Raw genomic sequence first — 16,499 nt, forward strand, 5'->3', positions numbered from 1 at the left:
AACATTTGGGGGTCAGTTCATTTATTGGGGCTTTTTTTATATTCGTTACTTAATATCTTTTACCCAATATGTGTCAGAGGGGCTTATATTAAAACGGAAAATAGCGATAACTGGCTATTTAGCCCATCATATATTTGGTAACCATGGCCAAACAAACCAGAACAATTACTGGGCGAATAATTTTGCTACCGCCTTTTACCACCATATGTGAGCCTGCATAAGCGCCTATGGTTTGTCCGACCATCATCGCTAGGCCTACTTTCCACAGCACATTACCACCGATAATGAAGAAGATAAGGGAGGCAATGTTGGTAGATAGATTTAATACTTTGGCCGCCCCAGTGGCAGCAATGATTTGTCTACCACGTAAGGCCACATTGCCTAGAGCAAAAAACATACCGGTGCCTGGGCCGACATAGCCATCATAAAACCCAATTAAAGGGGCGACCACTCGTTGCCAAGTAGACTCTGATACCCTAGGCTCCGCTTCCACTTCGCCCAAACTTGGCGCAAATAAGGTATAGATACCAATAGCCGCAATCAAGAACGGGATAAGTTTTTCTAGCATGTCAGGGGGAGACATCTGTACGGCGATGGTACCTAGAACGGATCCTATAAAAGCACCTGCAATGGCCAATTTCATCTTTGAGGGGGAGACCACCCCTTTTCTTATCATAGTGATAGAGGCGGTCAAGGCGCCAGAAGCCGCCTGTAGTTTATTGGTGCCTAGAGTTAAAACAGGCGGGATATTGGCCAGTAGCATAGCTGGAATGGTCAGTAGTCCGCCCCCACCAGCAATGGCATCAATAAAGCCGGCAACAGCTGCCACTGCGGTTAACATCAAAATAACTTCAAGGGTTAAGGAAAAATCCATAAGTGATGTCCAAAAACTAGGCTAAGGGCATAGAAGGCTTAGCTAGATCTAAATCTAAATATAAAGGGTGAGTAAAAGGGACGAGAACGACCGTTAGGCTGTGTTAAATCAAAGCGCGAATTATAACACGCAGTGAAAGTGAGCGAGTGTTGGGTTACTGATTTAGTGGCAGGGATTTCAGGTATTGATAAAACCTAGCGCTTTATTAAATAAGGAAGATAGAGGTAAAAACTGGCTGTTTTTAGATTTTAAATTTTATCTCGATATAGCACACTTTTCTGCTACCATAAATGTGAAATGTATAAAGACAAATTAATAAATTAAATAGTTTGGTGGGTTATAGCTTGGCCCATTAGCAAGACAGTGAGGAAGCATGGTGTTTCAAAAACTAAAAAAATTCTTTGAGTATGAGGCGGCAGGGGGCATTGTATTGGCCATCGCTGCCATTGCGGCGATGATTGTCGCTAACTCGCCTCTAAACCACTGGTATGAGTCTTTTATTCATGCCCCAGTGGTGGTGCAGGTTGGAAACCTTATTATTGATAAAGACGCTCATCATTGGATTAATGATGGGCTGATGGCGGTATTCTTCTTTTTAGTGGGTCTAGAGCTAAAACGAGAAGTATTAATTGGCGAGCTGTCGAATATTAAGCAAATTATATTGCCGGCAGCAGCTGCGATCGGCGGCATGATCGTACCCGCTTTGGTGTATGTGGCGTTTAACCACAATAACCCCGATTATTTAGCAGGCTGGGCCATCCCTGCTGCCACTGATATTGCCTTTGCCATTGGTATTTTAAGCTTATTGGGCAGTCGAGTTCCCAACTCACTAAAAATATTCTTAGTATCTATCGCTATTTTTGATGATATTGGGGCCATTTTAATTATTGCTCTATTCTATACCAGTGATTTATCTTTGCTGTCGTTAGCAGTGGCCGGGATATGTTTGCCCTTTCTATATTTGCTTAATAAGCGCAATGTCACGGCAATTACTCCTTATTTATTCTTTGGAATAATTATGTGGATTGCAGTGCTTAAATCTGGCGTTCATGCCACTTTGGCAGGCGTATTATTGGCGTTATTCATTCCTATGGTGAACACAGATGACCCTGAGCATTCGCCCCTTGAAGATTTAGAGCATGACTTACATGGCACGGTAGCTTTTGCGATTTTACCGCTATTCGCTTTTGCCAACGCCGGTATCTCACTACAAGGCGCAGGATTTGCCCAGTTATTTCACTCGGTACCCTTTGGTATCGCCGCCGGCTTATTTATCGGTAAGCAGGTGGGTATTATGCTAATGACTTGGGGCATTATTAAGGCAGGTATGGCGTCATTGCCGAGTGGTACTAACTTTAAACAGATCTATGGGGTGTCTCTACTTTGTGGGGTGGGCTTCACGATGAGCTTATTCATTAGTGGCCTAGCCTTTGGTGGAGTAACCGAAGGATTTGATCCGCGTTTGGGTATTATTTTAGGCTCTATTATCTCTGGTGTCGTAGGGTATACAGTACTGAAATATACTTTAAAAGAGGAGGCATCAACAGGTATCACTGCTATAGACTTAACCAAAAGCTAGTGAGAATTAAGCCGTAAAAATAAACGTTAATGGGGAATAACCTAGATTAACCCTACCGGCCAGAAGATAGGGAAATCCCCGTTCTTCTGGCCGGATTCACAAAGGGAGCAGTGTCATTGTGAGAATAAGATCTACTTTGTTAATAGTGACTGCCGCATTTTTTGGATTAACGGGGTGTGCCACCTTATCAAAACAGGAATGTATGACGGGCAATTGGCAAGCCATTGGCTTTGCTGATGGCGCGGCAGGCAGGACACCTGATTACTTAAATAATCACAATAAAGCTTGTGCCAAGGTAGGGGTAGCTGCAGATTATAAGGCTTGGGAGCAAAGTCGTAAGGAAGGCCTGAAGCAGTATTGTAATGAGACCAATGCTTATCAAATTGGCCGCAGAGGGTCGCAAATGAGTCCGGTGTGTCCCGCCAATGTTACCGCTAAGCTAGAGCGTATTAATGCCGATGGTCGTCAGTACTACTCGTTGAATAAACAGCTAGGTATCGAGCAAGAGCGTCTAAAAAAATATCAAGATGATTTTGACAAGCTGCGTAGTGGGGATAATTTAAACTTCACCAGCGAAAAAGAGGCGCGAAGTTATTTGATTGAGTTACCAGCCAAAGCCAGTAAAGTTAGTAAGCGTATTAAGAATCTAGAGCAAGCTCTTGAGCAGCTACAAATAAAGTATGGCTACTAGTAGCAGTAAGACAGTAAGGCAGTTACAGCTATCGCCTATTCTCTGTTCAATGGGTAGCCTTAAAAAGAGATAACTCTAAAATGGGTGATGTGATTGTTACAAAAATTACTCAAAACCATGAAGAGAATACTAATAGACGTGACAAGAGGTAACAGACAGTGATGTGAGGTCAATTATAATAGAACCAGACTAATTACTTAATTGATTACTTTGGGGCAATTTTCTATACAACACCTTGATATTAATTGCTCTTTTTCTTATCCGTCTAATTAAAATTTATCGTTTTAATTAAAATAATTTCTGGAGTCTCATTATGAAAAAGCTACTAACTTTATTACCTCTAAGCTTAGTTATGGCCGCTTGTGCTACTAGCCCAACCACCACTGCGCCAGGTGCAACTACTAATAAAGCTTATGACCGTATGGCACCAGAGCAGTTTGTTTGTGAAGACGACGCTACCATACAAGCCAAATACTCAATTGATGGCGAGCAAGCAACAATCAACGCAAGCTTACCTAAAGCCAATTGGAATAACCAGACCGTAGTTATGGACATTGCAACAGCAGGTTCTGGCTCACGCTATGTAAATAACGCCAGTCAAAACGTTACTTATGATTGGCATACCAAAGATGATCTAGGTATCATGCGCCTAACTTGGGCAGACGGTACTGAATATGCTGTTAAATGTGAGCGTAGATAAGATTTTTATTTAAAGCTTAGTTTAAAGCTTTAGATATAGCTGTGTTAGAAACAGCTATAGTATAAAAAACAGCAATGACAGCAAGTCGTTGCTGTTTTTCTTATATTAGGCTTCTGCAATTTTTCATATAGTTGGTAACTTCTTCTATCATATTTTTTTTGGTCTGTTATAATGTGCGACTTGGTAAACCAGACGATCGCCGTTTTGCTTTTGCAGAAGGGAGGAAAGTCCGGGCTACATAAGGCAGCGTGCCAGCTAACGGCTGGGCGGGGTAACCCGACGACAAGTGCAGCAGAGAGGAGACCGCCTCAATTAAGCTCTACAGCCTAGCTGTAAAGTGTGAGGTAAGGGTGAAAGGGTGCGGTAAGAGCGCACCGCATGGCTGGCAACAGTTCATGGCAAGGTAAACTCCACGCGTAGCAAGACCAAATAGGTGTCCATTACTTGTCGCCTGCAGGGGACACGGGTAGGTTGCTCGAGCGTATTGGCAACGATACGCCTAGATGAATGATCGTTCACGACAGAACCCGGCTTATCGGTTTACCAAAAATCTTTTATGCTTACTACAAAAAAGCGTATATAATAGCCACTTGCTAATGAAATAGCAGAGATTCCCCCTTAATTTGAAAATATTTTCAGTTTTTTTGCATTTAGGGGTTGACGGCTTATAATGTTTTAGGGATAATACCGCCCTCAAATGGCGATGTAGCTCAGCTGGTTAGAGCGCACGACTCATAATCGTGAGGTCAAGAGTTCAAGTCTCTTCATCGCCACCATATATTTGGCCATTAGCGCCTAAAATAGCCGATTACTTTGCCCTATTAAGCTAAGTAGTTGGCTTTTTTTATGTCTCTTCGTTTTGTTGGTATTCTCTATTGAATAACTTAGTTAGCTGCTAACGGTTTGGCCAATACTTTGGCTAATAGTTTAAAAGTTAAATGAGATTTACGCTGACAATAACGCTCAAAAACTCAGTTTTGACCTGTGTCAATCAGCATTGCATTTCTATCACTTACAAGCTAACTTAAAGCTGATAGAATAGATGACCTTAATATATTTTTTACTTCATTTTTCACTAATGAACTCAACAACTAGGTAGCCGCAAGACGTGACCGCATTATCAAATATTCGAAATTTCTCAATCATCGCCCATATTGACCATGGTAAATCAACCTTGGCTGATCGCTTTATTCAGACTTGTGGTGCGCTGCAGGATCGTGAAATGCAGGCCCAAGTCTTAGACTCAATGGATATTGAGCGTGAGCGTGGTATTACTATTAAAGCGCAGTCAGTGACCTTGTATTATGATCACCCTAATGGCGAGCGTTATCAGCTTAATTTCATTGATACCCCAGGCCACGTGGATTTCTCTTATGAAGTCTCGCGCTCATTGGCCGCTTGTGAAGGGGCTCTACTGGTTGTGGATGCTGCTCAAGGTGTTGAGGCTCAGTCGGTAGCAAACTGCTATACCGCTGTGGACTTAGGCCTTGAAGTATTGCCGGTACTGAACAAAATTGACTTACCGCAAGTTGAGCCTGAGCGAGTGATTCAAGAGATTGAAGACATTATTGGCATTGAGGCAATGGATGCCCCCCGCGTTTCTGCCAAATCAGGTCTAGGCGTTGATGAGCTGTTAGAAGCTTTAGTAGAGCGCATTCCTGCTCCAACGGGAGACCGAGAGGCACCATTACAAGCATTAATTATTGACTCTTGGTTTGATAACTACTTAGGTGTGGTTTCTTTGGTGCGTGTGCGCCAAGGTAGCATCAAAAGTGGGGATAAAATCTTAATTAAGTCGACCATGGAATCTCATTTAGTGACCTCTATTGGTGTCTTTACTCCTAAGCCTTTAGAGACAGGTAAGTTAGAGGCAGGGGAAGTGGGCTTTGTTATCGCAGGGATCAAAGACATCCATGGGGCGCCAGTGGGGGATACCATTACTCACGCTAAGACTCCGGACGTTGAACTTATCCCAGGATTTAAACAAATCACGCCGCAGGTTTATGCCGGTTTATTTCCAGTAGATTCAGGCGACTTTGAGAAGTTCCGTGAAGCACTACAAAAACTGCAGATTAATGACTCAGCTTTATTTTTTGAGCCAGATACTTCAGATGCTCTAGGCTTTGGTTTCCGTTGTGGTTTCCTTGGTATGTTGCACATGGAGATTATTCAAGAGCGTTTAGAGCGTGAATACAATCTTGATCTGATTACCACAGCCCCCTCTGTAATCTACGAGATTAAAAAGAAAAACGGTGAGGTTATGCTGGTGGATAACCCTTCTAAGTTACCAGATCCTGGTTTCGTGGAAGAGTTCCGAGAGCCGATTGCGCGTTGTCAGATTCTTGTACCACAAGACTATCTAGGTAACGTGATGACCTTATGTATGGAGCGCCGTGGGGTTCAAGTGGACATGCGCTTTATGGGTAAACAAGTGCAACTGGTTTTTGATATTCCGCTTGGTGAAGTGGTAATGGACTTCTTTGACCGTTTAAAATCAGTGTCACGTGGGTTTGCCTCATTAGACTATGAGTTTGACCGCTATGAAGTGGACAAACTGGTTAAAGTAGACGTGTTAATCAACGGCGATAAAGTAGATGCTCTAGCCATGATTTGTCACCAAGAGCAAGCGCGCTATCGTGGTAATCAGCTGGTAGAGAAGATGAAAGAGCTGATTCCAAGACAGATGTTTGATGTGGCGATTCAGGCGGCTATTGGCAGTCAGATTATTGCGCGTAGTACGGTTAAAGCGATGCGTAAAGACGTTCTTGCTAAGTGTTATGGTGGTGACGTTTCTCGTAAGAAGAAACTACTATCGAAGCAAAAAGAGGGTAAAAAACGTATGAAGCAAGTGGGTAGTGTGGAGATTCCACAAGAAGCCTTCTTAGCCGTGTTGCAAGTGGATAACCAATAAGCTTATCCAGGCAAAATCGATTTTAAGGGCTTAGTCTCTAAGCCCTATAATTCAAACTCTATAATTTAAATAAAAAACAACTGGCCAAGACTTTAAGTGATTAGCTTTTTAGTAAGCTTGGCATAATAACAAAGCGGTTAAGGCAGCAGTATGGACTTTGATTTTAATTTAATTTTAGTGCCAGTAACCTTGATTCTTGGGGTGATATGGCTGCTTGATAAGCTTTGGCTGAAGCAACACAAGAAGGCTAAAACAGGTAACTCAAAAGAGCTTCAAGCAGCGCAAGATAATTTAGCGAATAAAAAAGCGGCTTATATTCAGACCTTATCTGAGCACAATATATTCCATGAGAACAGTGACCAGGATTTAGAGACGATTAGTGTGATTGATGCCCCTATGCCTGTTAAGCAGGCTGAGCGTGAATATCGTGAAGCCAAAAGATTGGCCAATCAATCGATCTCTCAAAAGTCTACTCAGTCCTCTAAGGAGAACGTTTTAATCGGTTGGGCTCATGATTACTTTCCAGTGTTGGCAATCGTATTGGTAGTGCGCTCGTTTATTGTTGAACCATTTAATATTCCTTCTTCATCGATGGTACCTACTCTCTACACTGGCGATTTTGTGGCGGTAAATAAGTACGCTTATGGTATCCGCTTACCCTTAACTTATAATAAAGTAATCAATATAGGTGAGCCACAACACGGCGATGTGGTGGTATTCCGTTACCCTGAAAATCCGAAAATTTATTACATCAAGCGTATCATTGGCTTACCTGGTGATGAAGTTAGCTTTAATAAGGGTCAGCTATCGGTAAATGGGCAACCAGTACCGAGTGATCAAGTAAAATTTACGGCAGATGAGGCACTAACCAATCAACTTTATACGCCAGTTAAAAGTAGTGATCCTAGCCGTGAGTGGGATTTATCCCCCGAAAATGCGGCTATGGTGGCACAAAGTGAAGAGAGTGGTGCGCGATATTTCCAGGAAAAGTTGGGTGAGCATACTTACTTACGCCGTTACTTATCTCCTGATTTAGTGCGTGCTGAATACTCAGATTTTTTACAGCAACCTATAGAGTATGACGGTAGCTGGAGCGTAAAAGTTCCTGAAGGTAATTACTTCGTAATGGGTGATAACTCAGACCGCAGTGAAGATGGTCGCTATTGGGGCTACGTTCCTGATGAGAACTTGGCAGGTAAAGCGGTTTATGTGTGGATGCACAAAAAACCTGGTTTGTCTAACTTGCCGACCTTTAGCCATAACCGTGCCATTGACTAAATAAGATTGTAGCAAGCGGTGCGTCACATCTTTTAAAGCTCTATTTGTTTGAAATAGATTTGAAGCACCGAAGCAAGTCCTAATCTTAATTAAAATGCCGTAAACTTCAATACCTTAATTTAATCCCTTTTATTAATATACATAGCTGTTTCTGACGCCCCCTTGAGTGCAGTAATAGTTTTTAATATGCCGAAATAATATGCCAAAAGTTTTTAAAAAAGAAAGCGGTGATAGCGAGAAGATAACAGAAGTTGCTGAGATAGCCTCTTCTAGTAAGCAGCTCCCCAAACAACGCTATACAAACTTTGAGAAAGGTTTACCCAGTTTGCAAAAAGCCTTGGGCTATAGTTTCAAAGACACCACTTTGGCAAAACTGGCTTTAACCCACCGCTCTTATGATGGCAAAATTAACTATGAGCGATTGGAGTTTTTAGGAGATGCGTTGCTAGGGATGATTATTGGTGAAGCATTATATTATCAGTATCCCAATCAAGATGAAGGTCGGTTAACGCGCATGCGGGCCACTTTGGTTCGTCAAGAATCACTGGTTATCGTGGCACAAAAGCTTAACTTATCTTCGCATCTGATCTTGGGGATAGGAGAGCGTAAAGGCGGGGGTCGTGAGCGAGCATCAATATTGGCAGATACGGTTGAGTCTTTAATTGGTGCCATTTATTTAGACAGTCAAAGTGTTGATGTGGTTAAGGCTTGTGTTCTAAGTTGGTTTGCTGAACTGATAGATAATGTGAACGATCAACGGGTGCTAAAAGACGCCAAAAGCCGACTACAAGAGTGGCTACAAGGTCATAAGTATGACCTTCCTAACTATGAATTATTAGAAACCCAAGGCAATGCCCCTAATCAAATTTTTATTGTACGCTGTGAGGTTGAAGTCCCTCAAACCACTCCTGTAGTTGAGTCGGGTGAGAGTCGCCGTATTGCGGAACAAAAGACAGCAGAGAAGATGATTAACCAGCTAAATAAGCTCGTTAGTGATCGTATTATTAAATTAAAACCTTAAGCCTCTTAATTCAAGAAGTTTCAGAAGATAACATCGGATAAACAGACATATGTCAAACGCACCACAAGAAAACCAACCTTTAGACAATGAATCAAATGAGGCTACTGACGCTTTATTAGACAGCTTCTTTGAAGGTGAATCGTTGCCTGAAGATTATCGAGCTGGCTATGTGGCCATCGTTGGTCGTCCCAACGTCGGTAAATCAACCCTAATGAATCACATGTTAGGACAAAAATTATCTATTACTTCACGTAAGCCGCAAACCACCCGTCATCGCATTCATGGTATTTTATCCAATGAAGAGATGCAGGCGGTATTTGTTGATACCCCTGGTATTCACAGTAATGAAGTACGCCTTATTAACGAGCGTATGAATAAGGCTGCTTTTTCCGCTTTAGTCGATGTGGACTTGGTACTATTTGTGGTAGATGGCGAGCAGTGGCGTGAAGACGATTTATTAACCCTTGAAAAAATTGGCGAGACCGACACCCCTGTGGTATTGGTTATTAATAAAGCGGACACCATCAAGGATAAAGGGTCAATCTTGCCTTTAATTGAAACTTATCATGAGAACTTTGATTTTGCGGATATCGTTCCGGTTTCTGCCCTAAAAAATCAGAATTTAGAACGTTTACAACAAGTGATTCGCTCACATTTGCCTCAAGGCGCTCCCATCTATGATACTGAGCAAATTACAGATCGCAGCGAGCGCTTCTTAGCCAGTGAAATTATTCGCGAGAAAATCATGCGTCAATCTGGGGATGAGGTTCCTTATGATTTAACGGTTCAGATCGATGAGTTCAAAGATGAGCCGGCTCATATTGATCCTAAAACAGGCCGTAAGCGTAAAGCAGTGACCTTCATCGATGCCACTATTTTCGTTGAGCGTAATGGTCAAAAAGCCATTATTATTGGGGACAAAGGCAGTCGTATCAAACAGGTGGGTATCGCCGCGCGCGAAGATATGGAAGCCTTATTCGAGCGTAAAATTATGCTCAACTTATGGGTTAAAGTGAAACAAGGGTGGTCAGATGATGCCCGTGCCTTAACCAGTTTAGGATATTAATAGTTAAGCTTATTAAGGTTACAAAGTAGAAAATAGGGCGCTGAGTCCAGTTTTGGACCTGTCTTTGGACTAGAGGATGGATAAAAACGTTGCGTAATGAACCCCTACATGCGTATAGTTTACACCAGCGCCCCTATCAAGAAAAAAGAAGTATCTATTACTTATTTACCGAAGAGCATGGAATCTTACATGGCGTTGGTAAAAAAGGGATTCCACAGTTTGCCCCGTTGATGCTGTTTGCAACAGGGAAAAAATCTTTAAAAACCCTACAACAGGTGAATATCGTCGAAACGGTCCCCAGTTTAATGGGGCAACAACAATATGCCGCTTTGTATGTCAATGAAATCACTTTAAAGCTATTGCCAGTCGAAGACAGTATGCCTATTGTCTATGCGCGATACGCTCATACCATAACTCAGCTGCAGCAGTCATTAAGCCCGGTGGAACTAAAGCTTGTGCTGCGCGGTTATGAGCAAGTTTTGTTCAGTGAGCTTGGTTTCGCGATCGATCTTGAGCAAGACAGTGAGCAGCAACTGATTGAAAAAGATCAGTCTTACTATTTTGCGCCAGATAGAGGCTGGGTTAAGTCTTTAGTCAATGAGTCAGAGCAGCAGAGCGTTTCTAATGCTCAAACCAATCGCCCATCCGCAGCCGCAGCTTTGGCCTCACCCTCTAACTTTGGCCAACGCCGACCCTCAGCTTTTATGCGACAGTCGTCCATCAAAGGAGAGACAATTCTTGCCATGCAGGCTGGGATCAGTGAACCTACTATTGACAATTGGACCCATATTCATCGCCAACTTATTGATCACTTATTTGATTATCAGCCCTTACAGAGCCGTATTTTATGGCAACAGTTTTATCGCTATCAATAAGGTATGATAGAGAGGTCCTGACTCTTATAAAGCCCTTATATTAGGATTGGAGTCAGTTATGAATGCTTATCGAGATATCAGTTATTTTTATCAGTTCTTTAGGGTGAATTCTTATGAATAAAATGGTGCAGTCCTCTTCAAACTCCCCGTTATTAGGCGTTAACATCGATCATGTGGCTACCTTACGTCAAGCCCGAGGGGTTAACTATCCAGACCCTATTGAAGCGGCGCTGCTTTGTGAGCAAGCGGGCGCAGATGGCATCACCCTTCACTTACGAGAAGATAGACGTCACATTGTAGATGAAGACGTTTATCGCATGAAACCGTTATTGAATACGCGTATGAACTTAGAGATGGCCACCACTGAAGAGATGCTTAATATTGCACTCAAGGTAAAACCTGAATGGGTATGTTTGGTACCAGAGAAGCGGGAAGAGCTCACCACAGAAGGCGGTTTAGATGTGCCCTCTCAGCAAGATCATCTTAAAGGCTATATAGCAGCCTTGCATGAGGTAGGTATAAAGGTTTCTTTATTTGTTGACCCTGAGGCGAAGCAAATAGATGCGGCTATGGCTTGCGCGGCTGATGCTGTAGAGCTACATACGGGTCAGTATTCACAAGCAGCGTTAGCAGAAGACAGCGCCGCCACTGCACACGAATTACAAAGGATTCAAAATGCCACAGCCTATGCTTTATCGGTACAAGACAATTTTATTGTTAATGCTGGTCATGGTCTTACTCGGGATAACGTCTATCCTATTGCCAGTATCCCAGGAATTTATGAGCTCAATATCGGGCATGCCTTAATCGCAGATAGCGTATTTATGGGACTTGAAAAAGCAGTTCAGGCTATGAAACAGGCAATGCAAGGTCAATAGGAATAGACTTAGCATTATCAGAATGCTCAAGGGCAACCTGTCTTTTTAACGCTGTAAGGCTTGAATCGATAGTTGCCTTGTTGGTTGAGAGAGATTTGATACATATTGTCGGTTAGGTGGTCATTAGGACAGTATTTAATGTGGCCAAAATGTCCACGAGGTAACCCACTGTCTCCAAAAAACTTAATATAGTGGCGTCGACCTGCTCTGAGATATACCCTGCCATAATCCAAGTTCAGGGGTTGTTTTAAAATTAATTTATTGACTGCTGGGTCAAATTGATGGTTGTTGTCGCTATCAGTAAAAATTAAAACATATTCTTTAGCCTGATTATGGCAACGATAGTGCGCATCTGCTAAACACATTATGCTGTTTTGACGCTGCATAAAGCTTTGAGCTTTGGCAGTACGAAAGGCACCTATTATTTGATCACGTACCTCTTTGGCTTCCCAGCTTTTTAATGTGCTAATAAAAGAGGGCAACGCTATTGAAGTTAAAATGATAAGTAACAATAGGGTTAGTAATAATTCTATTAAAGTAAAGCCCTTATTTTGACCTATTTTGTTTGGGTTAAGTTTAAGATTGTCAAAGGATTTTTGAGCGCTTTGATTAAGTAACTTAACAATAGGAAACGACATTATAGGTAAGCCTCATAGTATCAAAATGAAACGATTTCGGCTCAGCCCAGTGATAGCTTGGTATTTGTGCCAATATATAACCTATTGTCAAATTTTGTTACATTTGGTGAAAAACTAGGGGTTAAGGATAGAAGTATTTAAGGATATGTATTAGAATTAGCATTAGTTAGTTGTGTATCACATTTAGTTATATTTGATTACATATCATTAAATCACATAAAAAGATTAGTGTACTGATTAGATTGTGATTAACTTAGGTTAATTACCGATTAATTGATTACAATGTAATTAGCAAGTAGTTTATGTGATTTTTATGTGTACTAGATGACTGGGTCACAAAAATATGTTGTAAATAAATTAATTTATATATAAGCTATTATGCGAAAGTATAAATTGGTGCTTGGTTGATTTTTTTAATGAACCGAGTATTACAAATTAGAGATATTAAGTGTTTTTTGCACACAAACCGTCCCTTGGAGGAAGTTTATGAAACTTAACAAAATTACTTTGGCTTTAATTGCCGCTGCTGCAGCGCCAATGATGGCAACTGCTGGTGTAACTGTGAGCCCAATCTTACTGGGTTACCACTACACTGAAGCTCAAGACGATGACAACCAAGAAAAACTTGGTTTTTATCAAGAAGATGATCTATATACTGGTGCTGCTCTAGGTATCGAGCTAACCCCATCAACTCAATTCCAAGTTGAATATGGTGTTACAGACTCTGATGCTATTGGTAGAGATGGTAACAAATTTGGTGACGCTGAGCGTGAAATGATCACTGGTAACTTCCTAGTGGGCTTTGATGAGTTCTCTGGCTACCGTGACACTGCTTTCCGTCCATACGCTTTAATCGGTGCAGGTCAGCAGAAAATTAAAGTAAACCGTCCTGATGGTAGCGAAAGAGCTGAAACTAAAGATACTATCGGTAACCTAGGTCTAGGTGCTATGTACCGTATCAACGATGCATTAAGCCTACGTGGTGAAGCTCGTGCTATCCACAACTTTGATCACAACCTATGGGACGGTATGGCTCTAGCGGGTCTAGAAGTAGTTCTAGGCGGTCACTTAGCGCCTGCAGTAGCTGCTCCATTAGCGACTGTTGAACCAACTCCAGTAATCGTTGTTGAAGCTGACCAAGACAGTGATGGTGATGGCGTAATCGATAGCCTAGACCAATGTCCAAACACTCCAGCTAACGTAGTAGTTGACGAAACTGGTTGTCCAGTACAAGTTCAGATCGATGACGAACTGAAAATGGAACTACGTGTATTCTTCGATAACGACAAATCAGTTATCAAAGAGCAGTACAAGCCAGAAATTGCTAAAGTAGCAGAAAAAATGCGTGAGTATCCAAACTCATCAGCTAGCATCGAAGGTCACGCTTCTAAGACTGGTCCATCAGCTCGCTACAACCAGCGTCTATCTGAAGCCCGTGCTATCGCAGTTAAGACTATGCTAACTAACGAATTCGGCGTAGCTCCTAACCGTCTAAGCACTGTTGGTTACGGTTATGACCGTCCAATCGCGCCAAACGATACTGAAGAAGGTCGCGCAATGAACCGTCGTGTGTATGCTGTTATCACTGGTAACAAAACCATGACTGTTGACCAAACTAAAGATATGAACGTTCAATAATATCTTGAGTATGTTTTAGTAGTTATTTAAAAAAAAGCTGCCAAATTGGTGGCTTTTTTTTGTTATATACCTTGAGTAACCTTTACATTTTTCTTGAAGCATTTATAAAATCAGTTAATCAACTGTAATATAATGGTGTTATACTGCGAGCGTGAAAAGAGTTACTGATTATTACCCGAAAAATATTGAGTCTTTAAAATATGTCTAATGAAATACAAAATTTACGCAATATCGCTATTATTGCTCACGTCGACCATGGTAAAACAACCTTAGTTGATACATTATTACATCAATCTGGTACCTTCGACGATCGTGCAAATATTGCGGAACGCGCAATGGATTCAGGCGCAATTGAGCAGGAACGTGGTATTACGATTCTTGCAAAAAACACAGCCATTAAATGGCGACATCCTAAAACAGATATTGAATACCGCATTAATATTGTAGATACCCCAGGTCACGCCGACTTTGGTGGGGAAGTAGAACGTGTAATGTCTATGGTTGACTGCGTACTACTGGTAGTAGATGCTATTGATGGCCCTATGCCACAAACTCGATTTGTTACCCAAAAAGCGTTCGAGCAAGGCTTGAAACCTATTGTTGTGATTAACAAGATTGACCGTCCTGGTTCTCGTCCTGATTGGGTAATGGATCAGATATTTGATCTATTTGACAACTTGGGTGCCAGTGATGAACAACTAGATTTTAACGTTGTTTATGCTTCAGCCCTTAATGGTATTGCTGGTTTAGATGCCGATAACCTAGCTGATGATATGACCCCATTATTTGAAACTATCGTGGATAAAGTTGAACCACCACAAGTGGATGCGGATGCGCCATTCCGTATGCAGATTTCAAGCCTAGACTATAATAACTTCGTAGGGGTTATTGGTGTTGGCCGTATTGAGCGTGGTCGTATTTCAACCAATACTCCAGTTACCGTTATTGATAAAGACGGTAAGACTCGCAACGGTCGTATCCTTAAAATCATGGGCTATCATGGTCTAGATCGTATTGATGTTGAAGAAGCACAGGCTGGTGATATTATCTGTATTACAGGTATTGATGCTCTAAATATCTCTGATACTATTTGTGATCCTAACCATGTTGAAGCTTTACCACCATTAACAGTGGATGAGCCAACCGTTTCTATGACTTTCCAAGTGAATAACTCACCTTTCGCGGGTCGTGAAGGTAAATTTGTGACTTCACGTAATATCCGTGAACGTTTAGAGCGCGAGCTTATTCATAACGTCGCCTTGCGTGTAGAAGACACTGAGTCAGCTGAGAAATTCAAAGTTTCTGGTCGTGGTGAGCTTCATTTATCTGTATTGATCGAAAATATGCGTCGTGAAGGCTATGAATTAGCAGTTTCACGCCCAGAAGTTATCGTTAAAGAAGTTGACGGTAAGCTTCAAGAGCCGTACGAAAACGTAATCTTTGATGTAGAAGAGCAGCACCAAGGCACCATCATGGAGCAAGTGGGTCTTCGTAAAGGTGAAATGACCGACATGCAACTTGATGGTAAAGGTCGTATGCGTATTGAAGCTGTGATGCCAGCACGTGGTCTAATTGGCTTCCGTTCTGAATTCATGACATTGACTTCTGGTACAGGTATCTTAACCTCAAGTTTCTCACATTATGGTCCGCAGAAAGTGGGTGATGTGGGTGGCCGTGTGAATGGCGTATTAGTATCAATGGCAAACGGTGTTTGTCTGGGCTATGCCTTATTTAACCTTCAGAAGCGTGGTAAGCTTTTTGCTGAGCCTCAACTTGAAGTCTATGAAGGTATGATTGTGGGTCTTAACTCACGTAGCGATGACATGGTTGTTAACCCAACTACCGCTAAGCAGTTAACCAACGTACGTGCCAGTGGTACCGATGAAGCTTTAACTTTAGTTCCACCCATTAAGTTCACTCTAGAGCAGGCGCTTGAATTTATCGAAGATGATGAACTGGTTGAAGTAACACCTAAGTCAATTCGTCTACGTAAGAAGTATTTGACTGAAAGTGAGCGTAAGCGTCACGGCCGTAAAAAAGAGAAATAAATAAGCTGCTTAATTCATAAGTCACACTGTGGACAATCTTTGTAAGACTTAAGCTTTAAAAGGCCTATAACTTACTATAAAACTAAAGATTGTTTACATTTTGACTACGGATTGGTATCTGAGAAGAGTTAATATAGGCGCATAGTCTATGTTAACTCTTTTTATTTTAACCAAAGATTTTTAATATAGACTAATACTAGGGCGTGTCCCGAATTTGAAAAATACAGATAAAGCATTATTTTAATCCTATATATCAACAAAATATAGGGAAACTCAAGCCATGGCGAGAACAGTAATAACTG

Annotated in this window: 13 protein-coding genes, 1 tRNA gene and 1 other RNA gene; 13 read left to right on the forward strand and 2 right to left on the reverse strand. The window is 41.7% G+C overall.

What is annotated here, in order from left to right; genetic code table 11:
* Window positions 1–118: 118 nt before the first annotated feature.
* On the reverse strand, window positions 119–874 hold the full coding sequence (locus tag B3S92_RS00005) for a TSUP family transporter (RefSeq protein WP_296201670.1): 756 nt from the start codon (window positions 872–874) through the stop codon (window positions 119–121).
* A gap of 373 nt (window positions 875–1,247) precedes the next feature.
* On the opposite strand from B3S92_RS00005, the gene nhaA reads away from it, so the two are divergent.
* From nhaA to pdxJ, 11 genes are all read left to right on the forward strand, one after another.
* Window positions 1,248–2,453 (forward strand): Na+/H+ antiporter NhaA, encoded by a 1,206-nt coding sequence (nhaA, locus tag B3S92_RS00010; RefSeq protein ID WP_077450896.1) that lies wholly within the window; start codon window positions 1,248–1,250, stop codon window positions 2,451–2,453.
* A 118-nt stretch (window positions 2,454–2,571) separates the two neighbouring features.
* Window positions 2,572–3,144: a DUF2799 domain-containing protein gene (locus tag B3S92_RS00015; protein ID WP_296201673.1), complete on the forward strand. Its 573-nt coding sequence runs from the start codon at window positions 2,572–2,574 to the stop codon at window positions 3,142–3,144.
* Window positions 3,145–3,457: 313 nt separating this feature from the next.
* Complete coding sequence (locus B3S92_RS00020; RefSeq protein WP_296201675.1) at window positions 3,458–3,844, forward strand: MliC family protein; 387 nt, start codon at window positions 3,458–3,460, stop codon at window positions 3,842–3,844.
* Between the two features lie 180 nt (window positions 3,845–4,024).
* Window positions 4,025–4,395, forward strand: an RNA gene (gene rnpB, locus B3S92_RS00025) — RNase P RNA component class A.
* 148 nt (window positions 4,396–4,543) lie between these two features.
* A tRNA-Met gene (locus B3S92_RS00030) sits at window positions 4,544–4,620 on the forward strand.
* Window positions 4,621–4,952: 332 nt separating this feature from the next.
* Window positions 4,953–6,755 (forward strand): translation elongation factor 4, encoded by a 1,803-nt coding sequence (lepA, locus tag B3S92_RS00035; protein WP_077450893.1) that lies wholly within the window; start codon window positions 4,953–4,955, stop codon window positions 6,753–6,755.
* 150 nt (window positions 6,756–6,905) lie between these two features.
* A complete protein-coding gene (gene lepB, locus B3S92_RS00045; RefSeq protein ID WP_414706962.1) occupies window positions 6,906–8,033 on the forward strand; it encodes a signal peptidase I in 1,128 nt (375 codons plus the stop codon).
* Between the two features lie 199 nt (window positions 8,034–8,232).
* Window positions 8,233–9,054 carry a ribonuclease III gene (gene rnc, locus B3S92_RS00050; protein ID WP_296201676.1) on the forward strand — a complete coding sequence of 274 codons (822 nt, stop codon included), beginning with the start codon at window positions 8,233–8,235 and terminating at the stop codon, window positions 9,052–9,054.
* A gap of 49 nt (window positions 9,055–9,103) precedes the next feature.
* Entirely contained in the window at window positions 9,104–10,120 is a 1,017-nt protein-coding gene (gene era, locus B3S92_RS00055; RefSeq protein WP_296201677.1) for a GTPase Era, read from the forward strand.
* Window positions 10,121–10,209: 89 nt separating this feature from the next.
* Window positions 10,210–10,995: a DNA repair protein RecO gene (recO, locus tag B3S92_RS00060; RefSeq protein WP_296201678.1), complete on the forward strand. Its 786-nt coding sequence runs from the start codon at window positions 10,210–10,212 to the stop codon at window positions 10,993–10,995.
* A gap of 113 nt (window positions 10,996–11,108) precedes the next feature.
* Window positions 11,109–11,873: a pyridoxine 5'-phosphate synthase gene (pdxJ, locus tag B3S92_RS00065; protein WP_296201679.1), complete on the forward strand. Its 765-nt coding sequence runs from the start codon at window positions 11,109–11,111 to the stop codon at window positions 11,871–11,873.
* Between the two features lie 26 nt (window positions 11,874–11,899).
* On the opposite strand, the gene B3S92_RS00070 is transcribed toward pdxJ, so the two are convergent.
* Window positions 11,900–12,511 (reverse strand): prepilin-type N-terminal cleavage/methylation domain-containing protein, encoded by a 612-nt coding sequence (locus B3S92_RS00070; RefSeq protein WP_296201681.1) that lies wholly within the window; start codon window positions 12,509–12,511, stop codon window positions 11,900–11,902.
* A 486-nt stretch (window positions 12,512–12,997) separates the two neighbouring features.
* Between B3S92_RS00070 and B3S92_RS00075 the strand changes: the two genes are divergently transcribed.
* Both B3S92_RS00075 and typA read left to right on the forward strand, forming a co-directional pair.
* The gene (locus B3S92_RS00075) at window positions 12,998–14,149 is read left to right on the forward strand and encodes an OmpA family protein (protein ID WP_296201682.1); all 1,152 of its coding nucleotides are present in this window, start codon (window positions 12,998–13,000) and stop codon (window positions 14,147–14,149) included.
* Window positions 14,150–14,349: 200 nt separating this feature from the next.
* The gene (typA, locus tag B3S92_RS00080) at window positions 14,350–16,197 is read left to right on the forward strand and encodes a translational GTPase TypA (RefSeq protein ID WP_077450281.1); all 1,848 of its coding nucleotides are present in this window, start codon (window positions 14,350–14,352) and stop codon (window positions 16,195–16,197) included.
* Window positions 16,198–16,499: the final 302 nt, after the last annotated feature.

The organism is Psychrobacter sp. UBA3962, from assembly GCF_002385225.1.
Lineage (GTDB): Bacteria > Pseudomonadota > Gammaproteobacteria > Pseudomonadales > Moraxellaceae > Psychrobacter.

Coding starts and splice junctions, on each gene's coding strand:
- era (WP_296201677.1), top strand. CDS start 9,104: ATGTCAAACGCACCACAAGAAAACCAACCTTTAGACAATGAATCAAAT.
- B3S92_RS00020 (WP_296201675.1), top strand. CDS start 3,458: ATGAAAAAGCTACTAACTTTATTACCTCTAAGCTTAGTTATGGCCGCT.
- rnc (WP_296201676.1), top strand. CDS start 8,233: ATGCCAAAAGTTTTTAAAAAAGAAAGCGGTGATAGCGAGAAGATAACA.
- B3S92_RS00005 (WP_296201670.1), bottom strand. CDS start 874: ATGGATTTTTCCTTAACCCTTGAAGTTATTTTGATGTTAACCGCAGTG.
- lepB (WP_414706962.1), top strand. CDS start 6,906: ATGGACTTTGATTTTAATTTAATTTTAGTGCCAGTAACCTTGATTCTT.
- pdxJ (WP_296201679.1), top strand. CDS start 11,109: ATGAATAAAATGGTGCAGTCCTCTTCAAACTCCCCGTTATTAGGCGTT.
- B3S92_RS00070 (WP_296201681.1), bottom strand. CDS start 12,511: ATGTCGTTTCCTATTGTTAAGTTACTTAATCAAAGCGCTCAAAAATCC.
- typA (WP_077450281.1), top strand. CDS start 14,350: ATGTCTAATGAAATACAAAATTTACGCAATATCGCTATTATTGCTCAC.
- nhaA (WP_077450896.1), top strand. CDS start 1,248: ATGGTGTTTCAAAAACTAAAAAAATTCTTTGAGTATGAGGCGGCAGGG.
- B3S92_RS00075 (WP_296201682.1), top strand. CDS start 12,998: ATGAAACTTAACAAAATTACTTTGGCTTTAATTGCCGCTGCTGCAGCG.